17 protein-coding genes are annotated in these 20,455 nt (G+C 34.4%); 11 read left to right on the top strand and 6 right to left on the bottom strand.

Features of this window, described 5'->3' with window-relative positions; all coding sequences use genetic code 11:
* Positions 1-291 precede the first annotated feature (291 nt).
* From nqrF to AVL50_RS14220, 3 genes are all read left to right on the top strand, one after another.
* Complete coding sequence (gene nqrF, locus AVL50_RS14230; protein WP_062617154.1) at positions 292-1,602, top strand: NADH:ubiquinone reductase (Na(+)-transporting) subunit F; 1,311 nt, start codon at positions 292-294, stop codon at positions 1,600-1,602.
* 188 nt (positions 1,603-1,790) lie between these two features.
* Positions 1,791-5,234: a CHAT domain-containing protein gene (locus AVL50_RS14225; protein ID WP_062617153.1), complete on the top strand. Its 3,444-nt coding sequence runs from the start codon at positions 1,791-1,793 to the stop codon at positions 5,232-5,234.
* A gap of 141 nt (positions 5,235-5,375) precedes the next feature.
* A complete protein-coding gene (locus tag AVL50_RS14220) occupies positions 5,376-5,993 on the top strand; it encodes a hemolysin III family protein (RefSeq protein WP_062617152.1) in 618 nt (205 codons plus the stop codon).
* Positions 5,994-6,175: 182 nt separating this feature from the next.
* Here AVL50_RS14220 and AVL50_RS14215 read toward each other — a convergent pair whose 3' ends face one another.
* From AVL50_RS14215 to AVL50_RS14205, 3 genes are all read right to left on the bottom strand, one after another.
* A complete protein-coding gene (locus AVL50_RS14215; RefSeq protein ID WP_062617151.1) occupies positions 6,176-8,371 on the bottom strand; it encodes a SpoIIE family protein phosphatase in 2,196 nt (731 codons plus the stop codon).
* Between the two features lie 100 nt (positions 8,372-8,471).
* Positions 8,472-9,032 (bottom strand): hypothetical protein, encoded by a 561-nt coding sequence (locus tag AVL50_RS14210; protein ID WP_172826845.1) that lies wholly within the window; start codon positions 9,030-9,032, stop codon positions 8,472-8,474.
* 105 nt (positions 9,033-9,137) lie between these two features.
* The gene (locus tag AVL50_RS14205; protein ID WP_082795818.1) at positions 9,138-10,073 is read right to left on the bottom strand and encodes a bifunctional methionine sulfoxide reductase B/A protein; all 936 of its coding nucleotides are present in this window, start codon (positions 10,071-10,073) and stop codon (positions 9,138-9,140) included.
* Positions 10,074-10,252: 179 nt separating this feature from the next.
* Between AVL50_RS14205 and AVL50_RS14200 the strand changes: the two genes are divergently transcribed.
* Both AVL50_RS14200 and AVL50_RS14195 read left to right on the top strand, forming a co-directional pair.
* Positions 10,253-11,128 carry a hypothetical protein gene (locus tag AVL50_RS14200; RefSeq protein ID WP_062617149.1) on the top strand — a complete coding sequence of 292 codons (876 nt, stop codon included), beginning with the start codon at positions 10,253-10,255 and terminating at the stop codon, positions 11,126-11,128.
* An 86-nt stretch (positions 11,129-11,214) separates the two neighbouring features.
* Positions 11,215-11,460, top strand: coding sequence for a DUF2798 domain-containing protein (locus tag AVL50_RS14195; RefSeq protein ID WP_062617148.1), 246 nt, complete (start codon positions 11,215-11,217; stop codon positions 11,458-11,460).
* 113 nt (positions 11,461-11,573) lie between these two features.
* On the opposite strand, the gene AVL50_RS14190 is transcribed toward AVL50_RS14195, so the two are convergent.
* Positions 11,574-13,094: an arylsulfatase gene (locus AVL50_RS14190; protein WP_082795817.1), complete on the bottom strand. Its 1,521-nt coding sequence runs from the start codon at positions 13,092-13,094 to the stop codon at positions 11,574-11,576.
* Between the two features lie 172 nt (positions 13,095-13,266).
* Positions 13,267-14,268 (bottom strand): aldo/keto reductase, encoded by a 1,002-nt coding sequence (locus tag AVL50_RS14185; RefSeq protein WP_062617147.1) that lies wholly within the window; start codon positions 14,266-14,268, stop codon positions 13,267-13,269.
* An 889-nt stretch (positions 14,269-15,157) separates the two neighbouring features.
* Between AVL50_RS14185 and AVL50_RS14180 the strand changes: the two genes are divergently transcribed.
* From AVL50_RS14180 to AVL50_RS14165, 4 genes are all read left to right on the top strand, one after another.
* Complete coding sequence (locus AVL50_RS14180) at positions 15,158-15,886, top strand: DUF1707 domain-containing protein (RefSeq protein ID WP_062617146.1); 729 nt, start codon at positions 15,158-15,160, stop codon at positions 15,884-15,886.
* Between the two features lie 238 nt (positions 15,887-16,124).
* A complete protein-coding gene (locus AVL50_RS14175) occupies positions 16,125-16,586 on the top strand; it encodes a hypothetical protein (protein WP_062617145.1) in 462 nt (153 codons plus the stop codon).
* A 94-nt stretch (positions 16,587-16,680) separates the two neighbouring features.
* A complete protein-coding gene (locus AVL50_RS14170) occupies positions 16,681-17,139 on the top strand; it encodes a hypothetical protein (protein ID WP_062617144.1) in 459 nt (152 codons plus the stop codon).
* Positions 17,140-17,382: 243 nt separating this feature from the next.
* The gene (locus AVL50_RS14165) at positions 17,383-17,889 is read left to right on the top strand and encodes a hypothetical protein (protein WP_062617143.1); all 507 of its coding nucleotides are present in this window, start codon (positions 17,383-17,385) and stop codon (positions 17,887-17,889) included.
* A 44-nt stretch (positions 17,890-17,933) separates the two neighbouring features.
* Here the strand turns inward: AVL50_RS14165 and AVL50_RS14160 are convergent, their stop codons facing one another.
* Positions 17,934-18,299 (bottom strand): hypothetical protein, encoded by a 366-nt coding sequence (locus tag AVL50_RS14160; RefSeq protein ID WP_062617142.1) that lies wholly within the window; start codon positions 18,297-18,299, stop codon positions 17,934-17,936.
* 203 nt (positions 18,300-18,502) lie between these two features.
* Here AVL50_RS14160 and AVL50_RS14155 point away from each other — a divergent pair, with 203 nt between their 5' ends.
* Together AVL50_RS14155 and AVL50_RS14150 are read left to right on the top strand one after the other, a co-directional pair.
* The gene (locus tag AVL50_RS14155; protein ID WP_062617141.1) at positions 18,503-19,417 is read left to right on the top strand and encodes a DUF1835 domain-containing protein; all 915 of its coding nucleotides are present in this window, start codon (positions 18,503-18,505) and stop codon (positions 19,415-19,417) included.
* A 34-nt stretch (positions 19,418-19,451) separates the two neighbouring features.
* On the top strand, positions 19,452-20,246 hold the full coding sequence (locus tag AVL50_RS14150; RefSeq protein ID WP_062617140.1) for a thymidylate synthase: 795 nt from the start codon (positions 19,452-19,454) through the stop codon (positions 20,244-20,246).
* The last annotated feature ends 209 nt before the right edge of the window (positions 20,247-20,455 follow it).

The raw sequence follows: 20,455 nt of genomic DNA, 5'->3' as shown, positions 1-20,455 counted from the left end.
GAACGAAGAGTAGTATAAAAAAGATAAAATTAAAAAGACGTTTACTTTTGTTCTGGTATTTATAAGTTGACGAAGTGAGGTTTAGAATGTCATCTAGCCAAGATGAAGTTCGAGTATTAAGCAAAGTCATTAATGAATTTTCATGTGTTTTAGGTCAATTTAACAGAGGAAGATTCAATATCATTTATTTAGAATATTTATAGCCTGTTTTACTTTTAATTAGAGAAGAAGGCTTTTATATTTGTAGCCGATTAAGGAAATTTTAAAACTTATCTTTCCAAATTTTTATTTATGGAACTATCAGTAGTAGTACCTGCAGCGATTGTGGCCTTTACGGTCTTGATCCTGTTTTTGGTTTTCGTACTTCTATTCGCACAGATGAAGTTAGTTCAAAGTGGTGACGTAAAAATCGTTTTAAACGGTGATGAGTCAAACCCAGTAGTTGTTGCTGCGGGTTCAACACTTTTAACGACACTTTCAGCGCAAAAAATCTTTTTGCCTTCTGCTTGTGGTGGTGGTGGTACGTGTGCGATGTGTAAATGTCGCGTTACAGACGGTGGTGGAGATGTACTCCCTACCGAAGTAGGTCACCTAAGCCGTGCCGAACAACATGAAAATGTCCGCCTTGCTTGTCAGGTTAAAGTAAAAAATGACATGCAAGTAGAAATACCAGAAGAAATCTTCGGAATTAAGAAATGGGAGTGTGAGGTTGTATCTAACTACAACGTGGCATCTTTTATTAAAGAATTCGTAGTGAAGCTTCCTGAAGGTGAGACACTTGATTTCGAGGCAGGTGGATATATCCAAATCGACGTTCCTGAAGTAACTGTAAACTTCAAGGATATCGATATCACTGCTCACCCTCGTATGGGTAAGAAACCAGACGAATACCAACCAGAATGGGATAAATTCGGTCTTTGGGATCTTAAAATGGTTAACGATGAGGAGATCTTCAGAGCTTACTCAATGGCTAACCACCCTGCAGAAGGTAACATTGTCATGTTGAACATCCGTATCGCAACTCCACCTTGGGATAGAGCGAAAAACGGTTGGATGGACGTGAATCCAGGTATCTGTTCTTCTTACGTATTCTCACGTAAGCCAGGTGATAAAGTAACAGTTTCAGGTCCTTACGGTGAATTCTTCATCAAAGAGACTGACGCTGAGATGATCTACGTAGGTGGTGGTGCAGGTATGGCGCCAATGCGTTCGCACTTATTCCACTTATTCCACACATTGAAAACGGACCGTAAGGTACAGTTCTGGTATGGTGGTCGTTCTCGTCGTGAGTTATTCTACGAAGAGGATTTCAAGAAGATCGAGGAGGAATTCCCGAACTTCCGTTTCTACAAAGTATTGTCTGAGCCGCTTCCAGAAGATAACTGGACGCCTAAGAAAGATATGGATGACAGAGAAGGCGATGGTTTCGTTGGATTTGTTCACCAAGCTTTAATTGACAACTACTTAGGTAAGCATGATGAGCCAGAGGAAATCGAATTCTACTTCTGTGGACCTCCTATGATGAACGCAGCGGTAATTAAGATGACTGAAGACTTCGGTGTACCGAAAGAAAATGTATTATTTGACGACTTTGGTGGTTAATCAATACATTCAGATATATACAAAGAAAGACTGTTCGAAAGGGCAGTCTTTTTTTGTTAAAAGCAGAAATTATGATTTATGTTATGTTTAAAGTTGTTAACTTTAGAATACCCTAAAATGACAATTGAATTATTATTAAAAATACTATGATGTAATTCATTACAATTTTCCTGATAACGTAATACATAATGTATAGAATTTCACTCTTCCTTCTAATTATCAATCTGTTTATTTTAAAAAACACTTCTACTGCAAATGATGATATAACTCCTGATTCAATAAATTTCCTAAAAGATCAAGGTAAAATAGAAGAAGCAAAAGGACTTGTGGCAACTTGGCTTAAACAAACAGAAGACCGGTTCGGTGATGACGCTATAGAAGTGGTCATTCCTCTTTTGATGTCTTCAGAACTCTCTATCCTTTATTATGAGTATGAACCTGCTGTAACTACTTTAGAAAGAGCTATAGATATAATGAACCTTTCATCTGGTTGGTTGTACCCTGACTATGCTTTAGCTCTCAATTATCTGGCATTTTGTAAAATAAGCCTGGGAGATAAATTTGCAGCTTTTCCTCTGCTCAATGAAGCAGAAATGATTTATTACAAAACACTTACGCAAAAACACCCTGATTATAATTTATGCAACATCAATAGGGCAATACTCAATCTTCACTTGGGAGAATTTCAGAAAAGTGAAGACTTTTTTATAAAGTCATTTCAATTTTTAGAAGATAATAGAGTAGAGATTCAAAAAAGTAAATCAATCAGTGCAATTACTACAGAATGGTTGGATATACAGTTTGCTCATCTTTACATTAAATGGTATAAACCTGAGAAAGCCTATTCTCTATTGAAAGAGGCACAAAGGAATTTGGTCAAAAAAGAGCTAGAGAAGAGCCCGGTGTACTCTATGTTGCTTGAAACTTTAGCATTGCATTATTTCTATACAAATGAATATAAAATGTCTTATTCTTTTCATGAGGAATTATTCAATCATCGAAAGGAATTATATGGTGAGGAGCACATTGCTACGTTGATGGCATCCTTGGAAATTGGAGAAACACTATCAGAAATAGGCTACCTCGATAAGGCTCTAGATTACTTCAAATCGACTAAAAAACAGCTTGGGAAAATAAAAGAGCATGTCAATTTTAATGCAAGAGTATTGCTGAATATAGCGGACATCTATATACAAAAAGGGGATGCTGAAACAGCCAAAGACTATTTGGAGGAGGTGAATATTTCTCAAACTACTAAAAGAGAACTGTACTTTTTCTATTTAAAAGTGCAAGGTGATATATATTTTACCACTGGAGATTTCATCAATGCGGAATTGAAATTGATGGAACTGGTGTCACTGGTAAGACAAGAAAAAGTCTTTTTTTCGAAGCATTACAGTAAAGCGATAGTGACGCTGACCGAACTTTTTATCACCATGGGCCGACTTCAAAATGCTATTGGTTTATGTGAAAGTGAAGTCAATTTCCTTAAGAAAAGGGGGATGGATAACAGTGCTATTTTTCTTGATCTCAGGTTGACTTTGCTTACTGCACAACTATATGAAAAGCTGATTGATAATGCTTATACAATGGAACAGATCACAAATATTGAGGATACACTTACTCGATTTGTAAATCCCAGTCACCCATTGTTCATTAAGACCAATACATTAAAAGGAAATTTGGCGATCAATAAAAGGCAATTAGATTCTGCAATTTCATTTTTTAATAAGGCTATTGAAATAGCAGATAAGCATGGTGTGGCAGAGATGCAGTTCCAGCGTATTCAGATTATTGATCAAAAGGGCAATATTTATATTGAAAAAGGTGAACTCAGTAAAGCGTTGGATGAGTATAGAGTTCTCAAAGGAAAGTTCTCTGATGAATCAGTTTATTTTCCTGATTTTCTAGGTCGGATTGCTTATGTAAAAGCATTGCAAGGGAACTGGGGAGAGGCAAAAGAATTGATCATTAGAGGTGTAGATATGCGTTTGAATCAATATAATACCCAACTCAATTTTACCAGTGAGGATGAGAAGATCAATTACATTCACCATACCTCAAGCATATTCAAGTATTTTTTTAGTTTGATGTCCATGACTGAGGGATATCAATCACCTTTAATGGTAGAAAAGTGTTATGACCTTCAAGTCAATTATAGAAAATACTTTCTAGAGGAAGCGATTATACGGAAAAAGACAATTGAGCATCTCGGTGATTATAGAAAAAAGATGAATTTTACTAATTATGTAAGTAACCTTGACCGTCAGAAATCTCAGCTAGCCACAGCCAATTTCTTTTCTATCAAAGAAAGAAATGATTTGTCCATTGATACCTATATGATGACTGATCGAATCAATAATTTAGAAAAGTCACTGAGTTTTGTTGCCAAATCTGATCATGATTCATTAAAAGTAAATGAATATCTATCATGGAAAGATATACAACGAAATTTAAAAGAAAAAGAAGTGGCAGTGGAGATCATTAAGCTGAATAATATAGATCCTGCCACAAATTTTTATGTAGCAATTGCTATTTCTAAAGAATGCAAAGCACCTAAGTTTATCCCAATTGGCAATGCAAAATTGCTGGAAAATGATTTGTTCAGGATCTATACTAAAGAAACAAAACCCAAAAGGAGATATATAGTTCACCCAAAAAATACTTCAAAGAAAGTTTCCTCTTATAAATACTATTGGCAACCTATAAAAGATGGCCTTAAAGAGCTGGAAGGAAAGTTTGATAGAATCTATTTGAGTAAAGATGGAATTTACAATGTAATTAATTTGAATGTTTTATTTAATGATAATACTGAAAAGTATCTTATAGAAGAGGAAGATATACATTTGGTGATTTCTACTTCTGATATTGATACAAAAGATCAGTTAAGTAAATTCAAAAATAATGATATTTGTCTATTTGGTAATCCATCTTTTGGAGAAAATGTGGATGACTTTGGTGTGAGGGAAGTTTCTGAAGCAACAGGAACAGAACAGGAAAAATATACTTTCTACTTAGAAAACCTTCCAGGAACGGAAACAGAACTAGAAAATACACAAGCATTATTTACAAGCAGAGGATGGAATGTAAGTACTTACTATCAAGATAAAGCCACAGAAGGTAATATCAAGAATTTACCTTCGTCTCCTACTATCATGCATATTGCCACGCATGGTATTTATATTGATGAACTAATCAATCCAATTCTTCATAACCCTTTATTGAAATCGGGACTATTTTTTACAGAAATATCAACCAATAAAGACAAGTCAGTAAAAGAAATTTATCAAAGCGGAAATGATGGAATATTGACGGCCTATGAAGTAAAAGGTTTGAATTTGAAAAACACTTCTTTATTGATACTGTCCGCTTGTCAGTCTGGAGTTTCAAATATATCAGATGGAGATGGAATCTCAGGCCTTCAGTATGCATTTAGTATTGCGGGGGTAGAGTCAATTGTGATGAGTTTGTGGAGTGTTGATGATGTTGCCACTCAAAAACTGATGAATGAGTTTTATGAACAATGGTTTCAAACTAAGGATATTGATCGGGCATTTAGAAATGCACAATTGAAACTAATGAAAGAATATAAAGATCCTTACTTCTGGGGTGCTTTTGTAATGGTGCATTAGAAATTGATTAACTCTCTTTTTTAAAACCTGAATTCGTTTTTTTTGATCGAGTTCAGGTTTTTAACTTTTCTATTGTCACAACTTTAAAATTTGAGTTGTCTTTATAATATAAAAGTGAATATTCATTCAAATTGTAAAGCCATGTATCTATTAACCCGTGACAGAGAAGAAATCTGGAATACAATTACACACGCTGTTGGTGTATTATTGAGTGTTGTAGGACTGTTGTTGTTGCTTTTGAAAGCGAACACAACTTTTGACTATGTGGTATACAGTGTCTTTGGAGCAAGTATGATTATTCTTTATTTGTCTTCCACCTTATATCATTTGGTTGCCTTTGAGAAACTAAAGCAGTTTTTAAGAAAATTGGATCATAGTGGTATTTATCTGCTGATTGCGGGCACTTACACACCTTTTGCTTTGCTTTCATTAGAAAATAATGGAGGAATCACAATTGCCATTATCATTTGGAGTATTGCCTTTTTAGGGATGATATATAAGTTATTTTTCAAGATAAAATACGAGTGGATTTCAGTTTCCTTATATATGGGAATGGGGTGGCTAGCCGTATTTAAATTAGGAGCTTTATATCATGAACTAGGAGCTGGGTTCTGGCTTTTAATAGGGGGAGGTGTTGCTTATACCTTGGGAGTAATTTTTTATGTGTGGGAGAAGTTGAAGTACAATCACGCAATATGGCATGTGTTTGTATTGGCCGGAAGTATTTTAATGTACTTGTCTATTTATTTATATACTTAACGAAGAAATAAAAAAAGAGGCAAATCAATTTTCATTTGAATTGCCTCTGAAATTTATATGAATCGAAAGTAAAAATATCCTCTTGCTTTAATTGGCTATTTGCAAGGAATAATAAAAAAATCGATTACTGAAATATTATTATGTTAATCGTCTTATAATCCAAATATAATATTGATTTAATGCTAACATTTAAAGCCGATTAAAAGGATATCATCAATTTGTTTACTTCCATTTTTCCATTTGTCAAACTTATGAACCATATTTTCTTTTTGTTGTTCTAATGGAAGATTACTCCAGTTACAAAGATCTTCAATGAGTTGTTTTCTCATATATTTCTTATTTTCCTTACCTCCAAATTGATCTTGAATTCCATCAGAATAAATATAGAACGTATCAGTTGCCTCAATAGTAATGTTGTGTTCTTTATAGGTTTTCTGTTTGTTTTTCATTCTATTACCTCCAACATGTCTATTGGTTCCTTTATAGAATTGGTGTTCTCCATTTTCTTTGACTACCAATAAAGGGTTTTTAGCACCAGCATATTGCAATGATTTTTTATCATGAGCAATAGAGCAGATGGCCACGTCCATCCCTTCACGAGACCATACATTCTCTTCTTGATGCAGAGTTTGTGAAATGTACTTATCAATCTTAGCCAATATTTCAGAAGGGGAAGTAAGTCCTTCAATATTGACTACCTGATTCATTAAAGCATTGCCCATCATAGACATGAAGGCACCCGGAATACCGTGCCCAGTGCAATCAAGCGCGGCAATAATAGTGCATTGATCTTTTTGGCCCACCCAATAAAAATCCCCAGAAACAATGTCTCTTGGTTGGTACATTACAAAATGTGCAGAGAAAAAGTCTGAGAATAGCTTTTCAGTAGGAAGCATAGCATTTTGAATACGCCAGCCGGCATGAATACTTTCTTCAGTCTTTTTACTTTGCGTTTGTAATGAAGTAAGGGCTTCCTCCAGTTGATTGGCTGTAGATCTTATTTCAATATTCTGTTCTGATATTCTTTCATTTCTAGCCTCAAGTTCAAGGTTAGTCCTTTTTCGCTGTGTAGCATTTTTATACTGTAATCCACCTACTACTACCAAAGAAACAATCAATAGTAACAAAGAGGCGGCTGCCCAGTATTGTTTATCAATTAATGCTTGCTGAAGCTGGTTTTTCTGCTCGAGGATTTGAATTTTCTGTTTTGCCGCTTTTTCAGTTTCAATCAGTAGATTTTTCAAATAAGAACGGTCCGACTCCAAAGTGTTGACCTTCTTTTTTTGTTGATCAAGGTAATTTTTTAATAAATAAACAGCCTCTTCTTCATCCAATTGATTGATACTGTCCAAGAAAGAGTAGTGGTTTTTCAACTCTGATAATGCATCTCTGAGTTGTTCTAATTCATCTTGATCAGGGTTGCCAAACAGCTCCAACTCCTCTTTTACAGCGGCGTTATATTGACTTTGGGAAATTTCTCCTCTGTAGTATTTCACACTGTTGAGGTAAGACAATGCTTGAGAATAGTAATTTCTAAACTTCATCACATCATCAAGACTTTTGTATTCCTGCTTCAAAACAGGCTTGTATTTATACTTTTCTAAAAGCTTTACAGAAGAGCTTAGTTGACGGTAAGCATCACTGATTTTATTCATTCTTAGATAAACTCTTCCTAAAAATATTCTAGAAATACCTTCGAAGTACTTATTTCCATTTTTCTTACTGCTAGTGACTGCTTGCACAAAGTATTTTTTGGCTTTTGATAAAGTGGGATTGCTTCCCAATGAATAATCAATTCCTTTACCGATAATAGAGAGAATATAGGCATCTTTAATTTTATGTTCAGTGGCAATCTGTTCTGCTTGTTCAAAATAAACTAATGACTCTTCTTGTATTTCAAGAGAAGTGTATAGAAAACCGATGTTCAGACAGGCAATAATCTCAAAAGAGGGTAATTGAAGCTCATGAGCTAATAATTGTGCTTCTTCAAAAGATGATTTTGCATTTTCAAAATCAAGACTCACTCTATAGGTGGCACCCAGATCCAGTAGGAAATTGATCTTCTCGGATTGCTGAGGAAGTTTCTCTGCCAACTTCAATGCTCTTTTATGAAAATCAACCGCCTGAGAGAAAGTAGAAAATTCCCTGAAAATAATGGCTTTGGTGTTGTAAGCCATTGCCAGATATTCATTATTCGAGATTTTTTTCGCGGTGCGAATAGCCTCATTGATCAACCTGAAAGGTTCTTTTTGTGAAGATGGATTTTTTTCGACTTCTAATAAAGCCATTGCTGATAGTACTTCCACTTTGTTGGCACTATCTTCCAATTTCATTCCTTGTTCTATACTGAACTGTTGTGTACTGTTATTTGATGCCATCAGGTTGTGGCATAAAACCAAGCTGAGCCCAAGCAAGACTAATTTGTAAATAGTTTGCACTGTGTTTTATTATAACGGTTTAATATTTAATTCTGAAGGTTTACCCTTTTGCTGAGCAAAGATTTAACCAATTTTTGATTAATGCAGGACCATATTCCTGAGAGACTTCAGGATGGAATTGTACTCCCCACCAATTCAAACTTTTATGTTTCATGGCTTCGTTCTCACAAGAATCAGAATTTGCCAATAAATCGAAGTTTTCACTTAAGGTTACACTTTCACAATGGTCTTCTTCAAAAGAGCTATGTTGTGGAATTGCATCAAATAAGGGAGAAGGAATATTTTGATTTATGATTTCTGAGCTTCTAGCTTCTTTTGTTCTTTTGATATTTCCTCCTTCAAGCATTCCTAGAATTTGATGTCCAAAACAAACTCCTAAAGTGGGAGTTGTTAGTGTTTTTAAGATTTCAAATTTCTTCAAATACGGTTTTGGATCCACTTCTGTCAATAAAATAGGAGCACCACTGATGATAATCTTATCAGCACTTTTCAAATGTTCATCCGTAAGATCGTCAATAGTTATGATAGAGTAGTTAAGATTTTCCTTTTCTAAGATCTCACCAAAATGTTTTGTTTTTATGCTGCCGCAATTAACAATCAAATGTTTTATACCCACTAGAAATTTATTTAGTTACAAGTTCCAGATTGAAGATATAAAAAAGCCCATGGAATTAAAAGTTCCATGGGCATGTTAGTTTGAGAGTTATTAGAATCTCTCTGTTTTGATATGACAATAAGGTTTTGATTTCTTTTTGAAGTAATACATCTGATGGTATTCCTCAGCGTCCCAGAATGTGGATGCTTTTGTTACTTGAGTAGCAACATCGTACCCCTTATCTTCTAATTCCTTGATTAATTTTTCTGCAATTTCTTTTTGATAATTAGAAGTATAGAAAACCTCAGATCTATATTGCTTCCCTACATCTGGCCCTTGTCTGTTGACCTGAGTAGGATCATGAATTTCAAAGAATAGTCGTGCTAATTCTTCATAAGTGACTTTATTGGGATCATACTTGATTTCTAAAGCTTCAGCATGACCTGTGTCTGTATAGCAAACTTCCTTATAAGAAGGATTATTCTTTTCTCCTCCAGTATAACCAACTTGTGTACTGATTACACCTGGTAACTTTGCAAAGTAATATTCTACCCCCCAGAAACAACCACCGGCAAAAATGGCAACATTAGTTTCTGCTGTTTTTTCTTCTTCAGCAGGAGTGAAACTCAAAGAGGCAGAGTTTACACAGTGCCTTGTGTTTTTTGCAGTCAGCCCTTCTCCTATAAAAACATGTCCTAAGTGTGCGTCACAATTGGCACATAAAATTTCAGTTCTTCTACCGTCAGCATCCGTTTCTCTTTTAACGGCACCTTCAATTTCATCATCAAAACTTGGCCATCCACAATGAGAGTCAAATTTATCGTCTGATTTATAAAGTGGCGTATTACATCTTTTACAAGTATAGGTTCCATCTTCAAAATGTGCATTATAAATACCTGTACCCGGACGTTCAGTTCCTTTATGTACAATAATATATTTTTCAAAATCTGTAAGAGGGTTAAACTTTGTTTTCTTATCCATATCTTGACTTAATGTAATGCTATTGAATGCTAATAATAATGTAAGTAATCCGAGTATCCTTTTCATAATGTTTAATTTAGGTTTGTATTATTCTATGAATACAATTTTACGGAAGTATCTACACAAGAAATGTGGTAGAGTTCACATTTGTTTTGAATTGTGGTTTATTTAACACTTTTTACGAGCAAATTTCCTTAATATTAAATGACTTTTTTGAGAATTAAACAGACTAAAACGAAGCAACGATGAAAATTAAACTTCTAGGTACTCTATTTTTTATACTCACCAATATCAATGTATTACAAGCAAGCCATCAAATAGGAGATCTAATTATTTACAACGGTGACACCTCCGCAACATTTAGTTTTTTATTGGAAAAATACCTTCAGGAAGAAACATCAGATGATGGGAAATTATTTGGTTTGAGTTTTAGAGAAGGGGCAGGATTCAACTGTTGGAGAGGATATCAAGCTATTTATTTGATTGAAAATGATAGTCTTTTTCTAACCGATATTTTAAAACCATTTGAGCTCACACGTGAGAAAACAATCAATAAGTCCGAATCTCTTTCTAAGATGAAGGCTATTTTTAACGATAAAGTGATCAATGATAGAGTTTTTATTGATTGGTTCACAGGTAATGTAGTAATTCCTAAAGGAGATGTGCTGAGAAGAAGAGGTGCAGTGCCTAAAACTTTTGAAGCAGAATTAAGAATGAGTGCTGAAAAAGGTGTGCTGTATGATATTAAAATGATCAATAATTATGAAGAAGTTCCCAATGGTATCTCACGCCGTTATAATGATAAAAAGAAGATTACAGATGCTGTATTGGATGTGATTAAGAAACTGGATCAAAAGGGGGAATTTGATTGTACAGGGCATTTTGATATCCTAGTAGGAACCAATGGAAAGATCAGTGATGTATCACAAAGAAGTAATTCTAAAGAAGAAGAGCCTGTGAATACTGATTGTTGTGAGATGATTAAATTAGAGTTACAGTTATTGTCATTTGATATTATCAAAGAAAAGGGAGTGCCTGTAGAAGAACATTATTATGTACTTATTTTACAGAAAGAAAATGGAGAAAAGATTTATATGATCAATGGTCAATTTCATTCTTAAGTAAGGGAAATTTTAAAAACCATTCATTAGTTTTGAATTTTAAGTAAATTGAAATAAACGGACTTCATTCAGATTTCATCACATTAATGATTAATAACAAGATGGGAAAAATTAATAAAAAGTGGAGACCGTTTCTTTTTGCATCAATAATGGCTTTTGCAATGGGTTTCTTCATGTCTTTAATATTGACATGGGTGAATACAGGATGGAACGAAGGTTTTTTGATAAGGTGGGGCAAAGCATTTGGTGTAGGAATATGTATAGCATTTCCTGTTTCAATGGTTATTGCACCTGTCGCAAATAAGATTTTAAATAGAATCGTCGAAGAGTAAATACATAAAGTCGAAATATTGACTTACTAATCAATGTTAGAAACATCTTTTTATAAAGCACAAAAAACTCCACAATTTTAATTGCGGAGTTTTTTGTTGAACTTATTTTAGTCTTAATTTTTAGGTGCGGTTTGCAATGACTGCAACACTTTATCTATACCCAAAGAAGAACCTTGTACAGGAGGGAACTCTTTGAACGTTTCTAAGAATTGAGCGGTGAACGCTTGTGCCGGTACGAAAGTCCACATATTATCAGCAAACCAACGGATGTATAATGCCGACTTGTATGAAACTTCATAAGGATCTGCTCTTAAGTTGATTAGAATTGGCCATGAAGGCGTTTTTCTATAAGCTGTATTGATGGCCCCTTCCATAATAGCAAAATGAAGTTTCCAATCTTTGTATCTTAATGCGTTTAAGTTGCCCGCTGCATCAAAATAAAAGATTTCATTACGAGGAGCCTCTTTTATATTACCTTTCCAGAATCCCATCTGATTGTAACCATCTAGGTGTACTTTGAAAGTCTTATCACCCGCTTTATATCCTGTCAACAATTTTTCTTTTACATCTGAAACACCTGCCGCCGCCAAAATCGTAGGCATCATATCTTCATGTGAATAAATGTTGTTGTCTACCGTTCCTGGTTGGATCACACCAGGCCAGCGAATGGCACAAGGTACTCTAAATCCACCTTCCCATGTTGTTCCTTTTTCTCCAGCAAAAGGAGTAGAGCCACCATCAGGCCATGAGAATTTTTCTGCACCATTATCAGTAGAATACATGATCATAGTGTTATCAATAATACCAAGTTCTTCAAGTTTAGCCAATACAATACCTATATTTTTATCATGCTCAACCATACCATCAGGGTAAAGTCCAATACCTGTAACACCTCTGCTTTCTTCTTTCAGGTGAGTCCAAACGTGCATTCTTGTAGCACTAAGCCAAACAAAGAAAGGCTTACCATCATTGTGTGCTTTTTCAATAAAAGCCAATGCAGCTTGAGTAAATTCATCATCCACTGTTTCCATTCTTTTACGTGTCAACGGTCCTGTATCTTGCACACGGCCATCAGCATAAGAATGGATCACGCCACGTGGACCAAATTTTTTGTGGAATTCAGGATCTTTAGGGTAGTAATATGTCTCAGGCTCCTCTTCTGCATTTAAATGGTAGAGGTTACCAAAAAATTCATCAAAACCATGGTTGGTTGGTAAGTGTTCATCTTGATCACCTAAATGGTTTTTTCCAAACTGCCCAGATGTGTACCCAAGAGGTCTGAGTAGCTCAGCAATTGTAGGTTGATTGTCTTTGATACCTTGCTTACTTCCAGGCATACCAATGGTTAATAACCCGGTTCTAAAAGGATGCTGTCCTAATATAAAAGCGGCTCTTCCTGCAGTACATGATTGTTGAGCATACCAATCCGTAAACATTGCTCCTTCATTAGCAATACGGTCAATGTTTGGAGTTTTGTACCCCATCATACCATGATTGTATTTGCTGATGTTGGCCCAACCAATATCATCACCCCAAATGACTAAAATATTGGGTTTCTTGTTTTTATTTTTCTTTTGTGCATTAGAAGAGAATGCGAAGATGAATAGTGTTAAGAAGAAAAGTAATTTTCTCATAGTTAATGGTTCTTATATATAAACAAGTTAAGTTTCAATGGGTAGTGTTTCAAATGCCGATTTAGGTTGATGAGCAATTGAAATGAGAAGTTTTTGAGATTTATTGTCTAAAAACAAATAAGTACCTATCAATTCATCGATTAATAGGTACTTAAAGTTAGAACATTATCAATTAATTCCAATCGAGTTCTTTTCTTTTCTGCCAGTAGATTTCATTTTCCTCATATATTTCATCTAATATTTGAAGGTCAATCATATCTAGTTGTACTTCAGCTCCTTTTAGGTTCTCCAACAGCATTTTTGATGTGGAAGCACCACTAAGTGCTACAGAAACCCACGGTTGAGAAAGAACAAAAGCCATGGCTATTGCATCAATTCCAACCTCATACTTTTGAGCAATTGATGCTAGTTTCTGTTTGAAAGGTTGAAAATCTTCTTCCTCATTTCTTTCAGTAAGCCTTCCGTTGGCTACCACTTCTTTAATGATGACGCCCCACCCTTGATAAGCGGCTTCTTCCAGCATTTTAGAAGCAGATCTTTCCAATATGTTATAGGTAGCTTGTACAGATTGGAAAAGGTGTTCTCCTTCTCTTTGAATCTGTAATGCTTTTTCTAAAGTTTCACTTTGCTTTTCACCGCTCAATGAGAGACCGATAATTGTCCCTGTAGACTTAATGTCCCAAAGCTGTTGCAGTACTTCTTCGTTGTCTAAAACTCCACTTTCTAAAGTGGCAGAATGTATATGGTATATATTTAACTCATCATCAAGAAGACCTACACTTTCTACCCACTGCTTTTTTAAAAGGTCAAGATCGTGACTTTTGATTTCATGGTGTTCTGCTTTCACATTCCAATCTGCGGTATATTCATATCCCCATTTTGATCCTACAACAATTTTTGATGTGTCTTCTTGTTTGTGTAGCCAGTTTTGTAAGAATTGCTCTCCTTTTCCGTAGCTTCTTGCCGTATCAAAATAACGAATGCCATTTTGAAGTGCAATATCCATCACTTCCGAAGCATTCTTTTGCATTATGTCTATATCGTAGTTATTGTTAAGGTCGTCTCCATGGCCTAGGTTTATATATCCGGGTCTTCCCAACGCTGCCAATCCTAATCCAACTCTTGAAACATATAGGTTAGTTTTACCAAAAGGGATAATTGAGTTTTTATTCATAAATTTTTCAAATTCAAATAAGTGTTTTAGTTCTAAGTCAATAAACAGATTTAGGATTAAACTACTTATGATATTAATAGAATAAGTATTAGTTCATTTTCTGAACCGATCCATTGATTGAAAAATGAATACCCTGACTTAATTTTCAATCATTAAAAAATATGGACATCCAAAATGCGGTCTTTTTTTCTTAAAAACAAAAAAATCATATCGCATTATTCGATTAAAGATTAAATAATCGATTCTATGCAAAAATATCGACCTTCAGTAGGTGTGAAACGATGTTTTTTTCTGCCTTTTGTCAAGTATTTTCAACTTTTTTGAAATTATTTTTTCTGTATTAATTACACTTTATTTTATGTGTTATTGAAAAGAATTTAGTGGGTTCTTTTTAAGATTTTAAAAATAAAGTCCATCCTTTGAAAAATTATAAAAATGAACTTTTTTAAGTGTAAAAAATACTTTAAAAAAAGTTTGGTAATAATAAGGGTAAGATATACATTTGAAGTACAAAGCAAGAGCATTAGTTTAATCATATATAAACACAATAGACATGAGAAATTTCACAATAGCAACAGTGGTTATCGCGGTAGGATTCGCAATCGCTTTCGCGGTTTCAATATAGATTTATACCTTAACCAATAAAGACATATAATATACTTAACACTTTAGCCTATTGAGTTTACTCAATAGGTTTTTTTTGTTATTTTAGTATCTGCCAAAACAAAATTTATTCATATTAATTCTTATTATTGTTTTGCGTTTACTTCATCTAATAGAACTTTCACAGAAATCTCTCTTATATAGCTTTTAGAGCGTTGTATTCACAATTAGATTTGATTATTAAATTACTTTTGGCTTAATACTTACAAAATATTACAGATAAATAATGAAACATGTCTCTCAATTTGGTCTACCTAAGAAGCGAAAACAAACTTTAGATATTCTTGAAAAAGCATTTACTGAAGGAAATCTTGATCCTCATGATTATGAGAACAGATTGGATATGGTAATGCAAGCTGATTCTGTTGAAAAGTTGGATTTGGTGCTTTCCGACTTTCCTGAAAATTATGTAAAAGAACCTAATGCAAATAGTAACAAACCTCAGGTGATTGATCCAGAAAATGTTGCACCTCAAAATCATAATAAGTTATCTTTAAATGTGTTAGCAGGGAAAAGCCTTGTGATAGATAATGTTAATACAAGTTCATCTAGGATTTTTACAATTATTGGAGAACAAAATATCCGTTTCAGTGACCAGAATTTGCAAAATACCAAATCAGATTATGAGGTAGTGACCATAGTAGGGGAGACGAACGTAGATTTGAGGAGTAAGTGTTTGGAAGGTGCTGTAGTTAGACTACGTATGACAAAAATTGTTGGAGAGGTGAACATCAAGGTGCTTCCAGGGACAATTGTTGAAGATCGTACGAAGAAGTTTTTGAGTGAATACACTCATGTGATGAAGAGTAAAACATGGAAAAGTAAAATATATAATGCTTTTACATCCAATAAAGAAGATGCAGTGCCTACAGTGACTGAAAAAGTAAATTGTCATTTAATATTAGAAGGGGTGAGTATTTTGGGTGCAGTAAATATCACTGTTTATGATGTATAGAAACTGATTTTAAATTGAAATGTGATCATAATTCAATCTATGGACATCATTTCAGGATAAGCTACTTTGATAACAAAGTAGCTTTTTTTAGGTGAAATTTGGTGAGATCAATCGGTAGAGAGGAGTAGAAATAGAAGTGATTGTAGGTTGTGCAACTATTTGTAATTTTCTATATTTAGGAATGCTTGAACTACATTCACTATGTAGTAGAACAGCAAACTATTAAACTATCTTCTTCATGTCAAATACTCAAAAAGAAAAACTTCAAAAGAAGGAAGAAATGGCTATCCAGAAAAGTCTGCGTCAATGTAAGCATAAACTGATGCAGGCACAGCTTATTTTAATCATCATAGGTAGTTATCTACTTTTTGGTGTTATAATAGGGTTTGCTGGGGGAGAATATCTTTTGGCAGGGATTAGTGCAATAATTTCTATTCTGTATTTTACACTAGCTTTTTACGTTTCAAAAGCACCAGAATATGCCATAATCATTGGGTTGGTCACTTATGTATTCATGGAACTTATCAGCTTTTTTGGGTCAGACGAGTCGTTATCCTCTTTTGATTTTGTTAGAATTCCCATTTTTATCTATGTGCTCGTCGTAGCCTATCATGCATCAAAAGAGATGTTTGAAATTAAGGAGAAGCTGAAATTAATAGACGCCTACAATCAAGAATATACCACAGAAGAAGCACTGTAATATTTGTGCCTTCTGCTTCAAATAGATGGAGTTCTTAAACTTATTTTTTGCATGTATATCACATGCTATTTGTAAACTATTTAAAGTATTTTTTATGTCAACACTTTCACAACAAGAAAAACTAGACAAGCACGATGAAAGAATCAACTACAATTTAATGCTTCAATGCAAGGATAAATTGAAGCAAGGACGAATGATTCTTTTTATCATAGCTGGATTTCAATTATTTGGAATTTTTGGAGGACTGTCTGCTAATAGCAACATCATTGTAGGGTTGTATGGTACTATCTTGGTTTCCTTTTGCGCTCTTGGGGTTTTGGTCTCAAAAAAGCCAAAGAAGGCAGTTATGATAGGTCTCGTAGTCTACATTGTATTAGATGTTTTAGGGCTGCTACTTGGTGCTTCTTTTTCTATTTTTGGAGCTATTATTAAGGTGGCAATTATATCGGGTCTGATTAAAGCTTATATCGCAGCAAAAGATGCAGAGGTTATACAGCAAAAGTTAGATGATATAGAGACGAGAAAACAAGAACGAAAAAATGAAAATGCTTAGAAAACAATCTAACAGGCATTTTTGATTTACAATTTTAATAGTCGTTGTCCTTTAACAAAGGTGACGACTATTTTTTTTGTAAAGGGAACAAAATAAACATAATCAGTTGTTTCTGTTATAAAAACCTTCCTTCCTCAATAGGAACTTAGAGTTAATTTCATTATATTAATTTATCAACTCAACAATTATGCTTACTGTTTTAGTAAGTCTGTAAACTTTACCTTTCAAAATACTATATTGCTCATGCAGGCTCCTCAACAAATTCTAGAGAAAGAAAATAAATTACTTGATTTATGTGAAAGACAGGACAATCATCTATTAGTGAATAGGATGATATTGGCCTTGATGGTTCTTGCCCCATTTTATGAAATTTATGTTCATTACACCTACAAAAATATTCTACTACTAAGCGTCTATCTGCTTATGATTGTAGTTTACCTTTTAGGTGCATATTTCTTTGATCAATACCTCACAAAAACTGTGATAGGGTTGGTATCTGGAATAATCGTATTAGAAGCTGTTGCTATTATAATGGCACATGAATCACCTAACCTATTATGTATACAAATCAAGTTTATGGTGGGGTTCTGTTTATTGAAAGTTTATTTTAATGCTAAAAAAATAGCTTCAGTGAAAAAGAATTTACAATTCAGACAAGCCGAAATTGAACTTCTAAGAGAGGAATTAAATAACAATTATAAAAAGACACTGCAAGGATTGAGTGTCTATGTAAACCCATTACACTATTAGAGCATGTTTGTCACCTCATTGTGGCTTCCAAACATGCTCCTAAATTACTTTAGATATGAAGGTACATTGGGCATTGGCGTACCTGTTTCAGAGAGATTATAAAGCCATGAATTTTGATATTCTAAGGCTAAACTTCTGTGATAAGGGTGAATAATATTCACGAACGGTGTGTGAGGTTCAGTGATAAATTCCATCACTTTTCGAATAATGTTCACATCATCTTTTGTTAACTTTTCCTTTTGAGCACCAGAATGAGGACAAAGTTTGTCTAATGCCTTTTCTGCTAGCTCTTTATGATCGGGCAAGATAACACTCATATATTCTGCTATGAAACCAAACTTCATTGACTCACGCAGACTTGCCTTAATGATGGCAATGATGTCTTGCTCTTTTTTCGTTAATGCTCTCATGATAGTCGTTGTATAAGTTATAAGTTACCTAGAAAGAACGCACACAAAAAATGATATACCGCTATATCAACGTCCTGTATGCATTATATGAAAAATTCATTAATTTAGCTAATTTTGATTATGGATATTCAGTGTTAATAGTTTTAAATTGCGATATTCTTAATAATTAAACCTTTTTAATGTAAATATATTAATACTAGCTTATGATTTACCATATACTAAATGGCGACAGCAGCTTTGAAATCTGGAAGAAGAATAATTTTGAAGGTTCTTCTATTGTTTTCAGAGAAATGCTTGTGGAAGGGAACTGTTTTGGCCCCCTTTTTACAGCCTCTTTTTTTGAGTCAAGAACTAATTTTCTGAATTCCAATTTCAATATTTCTTCCAATGAATATGCTTCAATCCTGCTTGCCGAACTACAGCAACTCAACCACTTAAACCCCGAAGACGAAATTGTATTATGGTTTGAACATGATCTCTTCTGCCAAGTTAACTTGATGGCGATTCTTGCTTTCATTACTCAAAAGAACTTTGTATACCACAAGATCTCTATCATCAATACGGAAAAAAATAAAGGACTGGGTGAGTACAAGATTCAAGATTACCCAAGGCTTTTTGAGGAAAGGTTGCCACTTTCGGAGAACGACCTTGAATACGCTTCTCAATTCTGGGAAAAATATACTGCTGATGATTTGAAAGATTTCCTACTGCTCATTCATCATCACCCCGATAGTTTTGCTTATCTTAAAGAAACCATGATTGCACATTTAGAGCGTTTTCCTAATCCGCGTACTGGTTTGAATAAATTGGAAAGGAGGATTTTGAAGTTCTTGAACGATGAGCCTTTGACCTTATTTAAATTGATTGGTAAACTGCTTCGAAGACAAACATGGGAAGGTTTTGGAGATTTGCAGTATGAACATATCATCAAAAGGCTTTCTATGGATTTGATCGAGTTGAAAGATGGGAAATACTATTTGACCTTGAAAGGGGGACAGGTGTTGAGAGGAACTCAAAAATATGATGACAGTACTTTATCCTATATGTTCTTAGGAGGAGCGGTGCGTACAGATTATTATTTTGATGGTGTTAATAATTTGGTAATCGAAAGGAAATGATGCACTTTTGCATTCGAATTTTTACGAGAGCAGAATGAAACAATACCACGAATTATTAAACAGAATCTTAGAGGAAGGAGCTGAGAAAGGAGACCGTACAGGAACGGGTACAAGATCAGTGTTTGGTCATCAAATGCGTTTTGATTTATCAGAAGGTTTTCCAGTTTTGACGACAAAGAAGTTACACCTTCGTTCCATCATTCATGAATTGTTATGGTTTTTGAATGGAGATACTAACGTAAAGTACCTTCAGGATAATGGCGTAAGAATCTGGAATGAATGGGCTGATGAAAACGGTGAACTAGGTCCTGTTTATGGTAAGCAATGGCGTTCATGGGCTGGTGCTGATGGAAAAACAATTGATCAGATCTCTTGGTTGATCAATGAAATCAAAACCAATCCTAATTCTAGACGTTTGGTAATTTCTGCATGGAACGTAGGGGAGTTGGACGAAATGGCTTTAATGCCTTGTCACGCTTTGTTCCAGTTTTATGTAGCAGACGGTAAGCTTTCATGTCAGTTGTACCAAAGAAGTGCTGATGTTTTCTTAGGTGTGCCTTTCAACATCGCTTCTTATGCGTTATTGACGGTAATGATTGCTCAAGTTTGTGATTTGGAACCAGGAGATTTCGTTCATACGTTAGGTGATGCTCACCTTTATAACAATCACCTTGATCAAGCTAAATTACAGCTGACAAGAGACTTCAGGTCTTTACCAAAAATGGAAATCAACCCTGACGTTAAAGATATCTTCTCTTTCAAGTTCGAAGATTTCAAATTGACAGATTACGATCCACATCCACATATTAAGGCAGAGGTTTCTGTGTAATCGTTGGAGTGTTGAAAAAATATAAACAGGCTATTTTATTATGATAAGGTAGCCTGTTTTTTTATTGATATTTCTTGCAAACGTTCTATGACCTCTAAAAGCCATAAGTATGAATTGTGGTTTACAATGTACTTATGTACTGCTTGTACACTATTCACCGTACACATCGTACGCTGTATAGTGTACAGACAGTACGGTGAATAGCGTAC

It is taken from the genome of Flammeovirga sp. SJP92 (assembly GCF_001583495.1).
In the GTDB taxonomy this organism is placed as follows: domain Bacteria; phylum Bacteroidota; class Bacteroidia; order Cytophagales; family Flammeovirgaceae; genus Flammeovirga.
The sequence above is the reverse complement of the archived record's forward strand: the minus strand, read 5'-3'. Positions and strand labels throughout refer to the sequence as shown.

Bases quoted from the DNA above. Each gene is read 5' to 3' on its own strand.
- AVL50_RS14225 (WP_062617153.1), top strand. From the start codon at position 1,791: ATGTATAGAATTTCACTCTTCCTTCTAATTATCAATCTGTTTATTTTA.
- AVL50_RS14220 (WP_062617152.1), top strand. From the start codon at position 5,376: ATGTATCTATTAACCCGTGACAGAGAAGAAATCTGGAATACAATTACA.
- AVL50_RS14205 (WP_082795818.1), bottom strand. From the start codon at position 10,073: ATGAAAAGGATACTCGGATTACTTACATTATTATTAGCATTCAATAGC.
- AVL50_RS14215 (WP_062617151.1), bottom strand. From the start codon at position 8,371: ATGGCATCAAATAACAGTACACAACAGTTCAGTATAGAACAAGGAATG.
- AVL50_RS14175 (WP_062617145.1), top strand. From the start codon at position 16,125: ATGTCAAATACTCAAAAAGAAAAACTTCAAAAGAAGGAAGAAATGGCT.
- AVL50_RS14155 (WP_062617141.1), top strand. From the start codon at position 18,503: ATGATTTACCATATACTAAATGGCGACAGCAGCTTTGAAATCTGGAAG.
- AVL50_RS14190 (WP_082795817.1), bottom strand. From the start codon at position 13,094: ATGAGAAAATTACTTTTCTTCTTAACACTATTCATCTTCGCATTCTCT.
- AVL50_RS14195 (WP_062617148.1), top strand. From the start codon at position 11,215: ATGATTAATAACAAGATGGGAAAAATTAATAAAAAGTGGAGACCGTTT.
- AVL50_RS14185 (WP_062617147.1), bottom strand. From the start codon at position 14,268: ATGAATAAAAACTCAATTATCCCTTTTGGTAAAACTAACCTATATGTT.
- AVL50_RS14160 (WP_062617142.1), bottom strand. From the start codon at position 18,299: ATGAGAGCATTAACGAAAAAAGAGCAAGACATCATTGCCATCATTAAG.
- AVL50_RS14165 (WP_062617143.1), top strand. From the start codon at position 17,383: ATGCAGGCTCCTCAACAAATTCTAGAGAAAGAAAATAAATTACTTGAT.
- AVL50_RS14170 (WP_062617144.1), top strand. From the start codon at position 16,681: ATGTCAACACTTTCACAACAAGAAAAACTAGACAAGCACGATGAAAGA.
- nqrF (WP_062617154.1), top strand. From the start codon at position 292: ATGGAACTATCAGTAGTAGTACCTGCAGCGATTGTGGCCTTTACGGTC.
- AVL50_RS14200 (WP_062617149.1), top strand. From the start codon at position 10,253: ATGAAAATTAAACTTCTAGGTACTCTATTTTTTATACTCACCAATATC.
- AVL50_RS14150 (WP_062617140.1), top strand. From the start codon at position 19,452: ATGAAACAATACCACGAATTATTAAACAGAATCTTAGAGGAAGGAGCT.
- AVL50_RS14180 (WP_062617146.1), top strand. From the start codon at position 15,158: ATGAAACATGTCTCTCAATTTGGTCTACCTAAGAAGCGAAAACAAACT.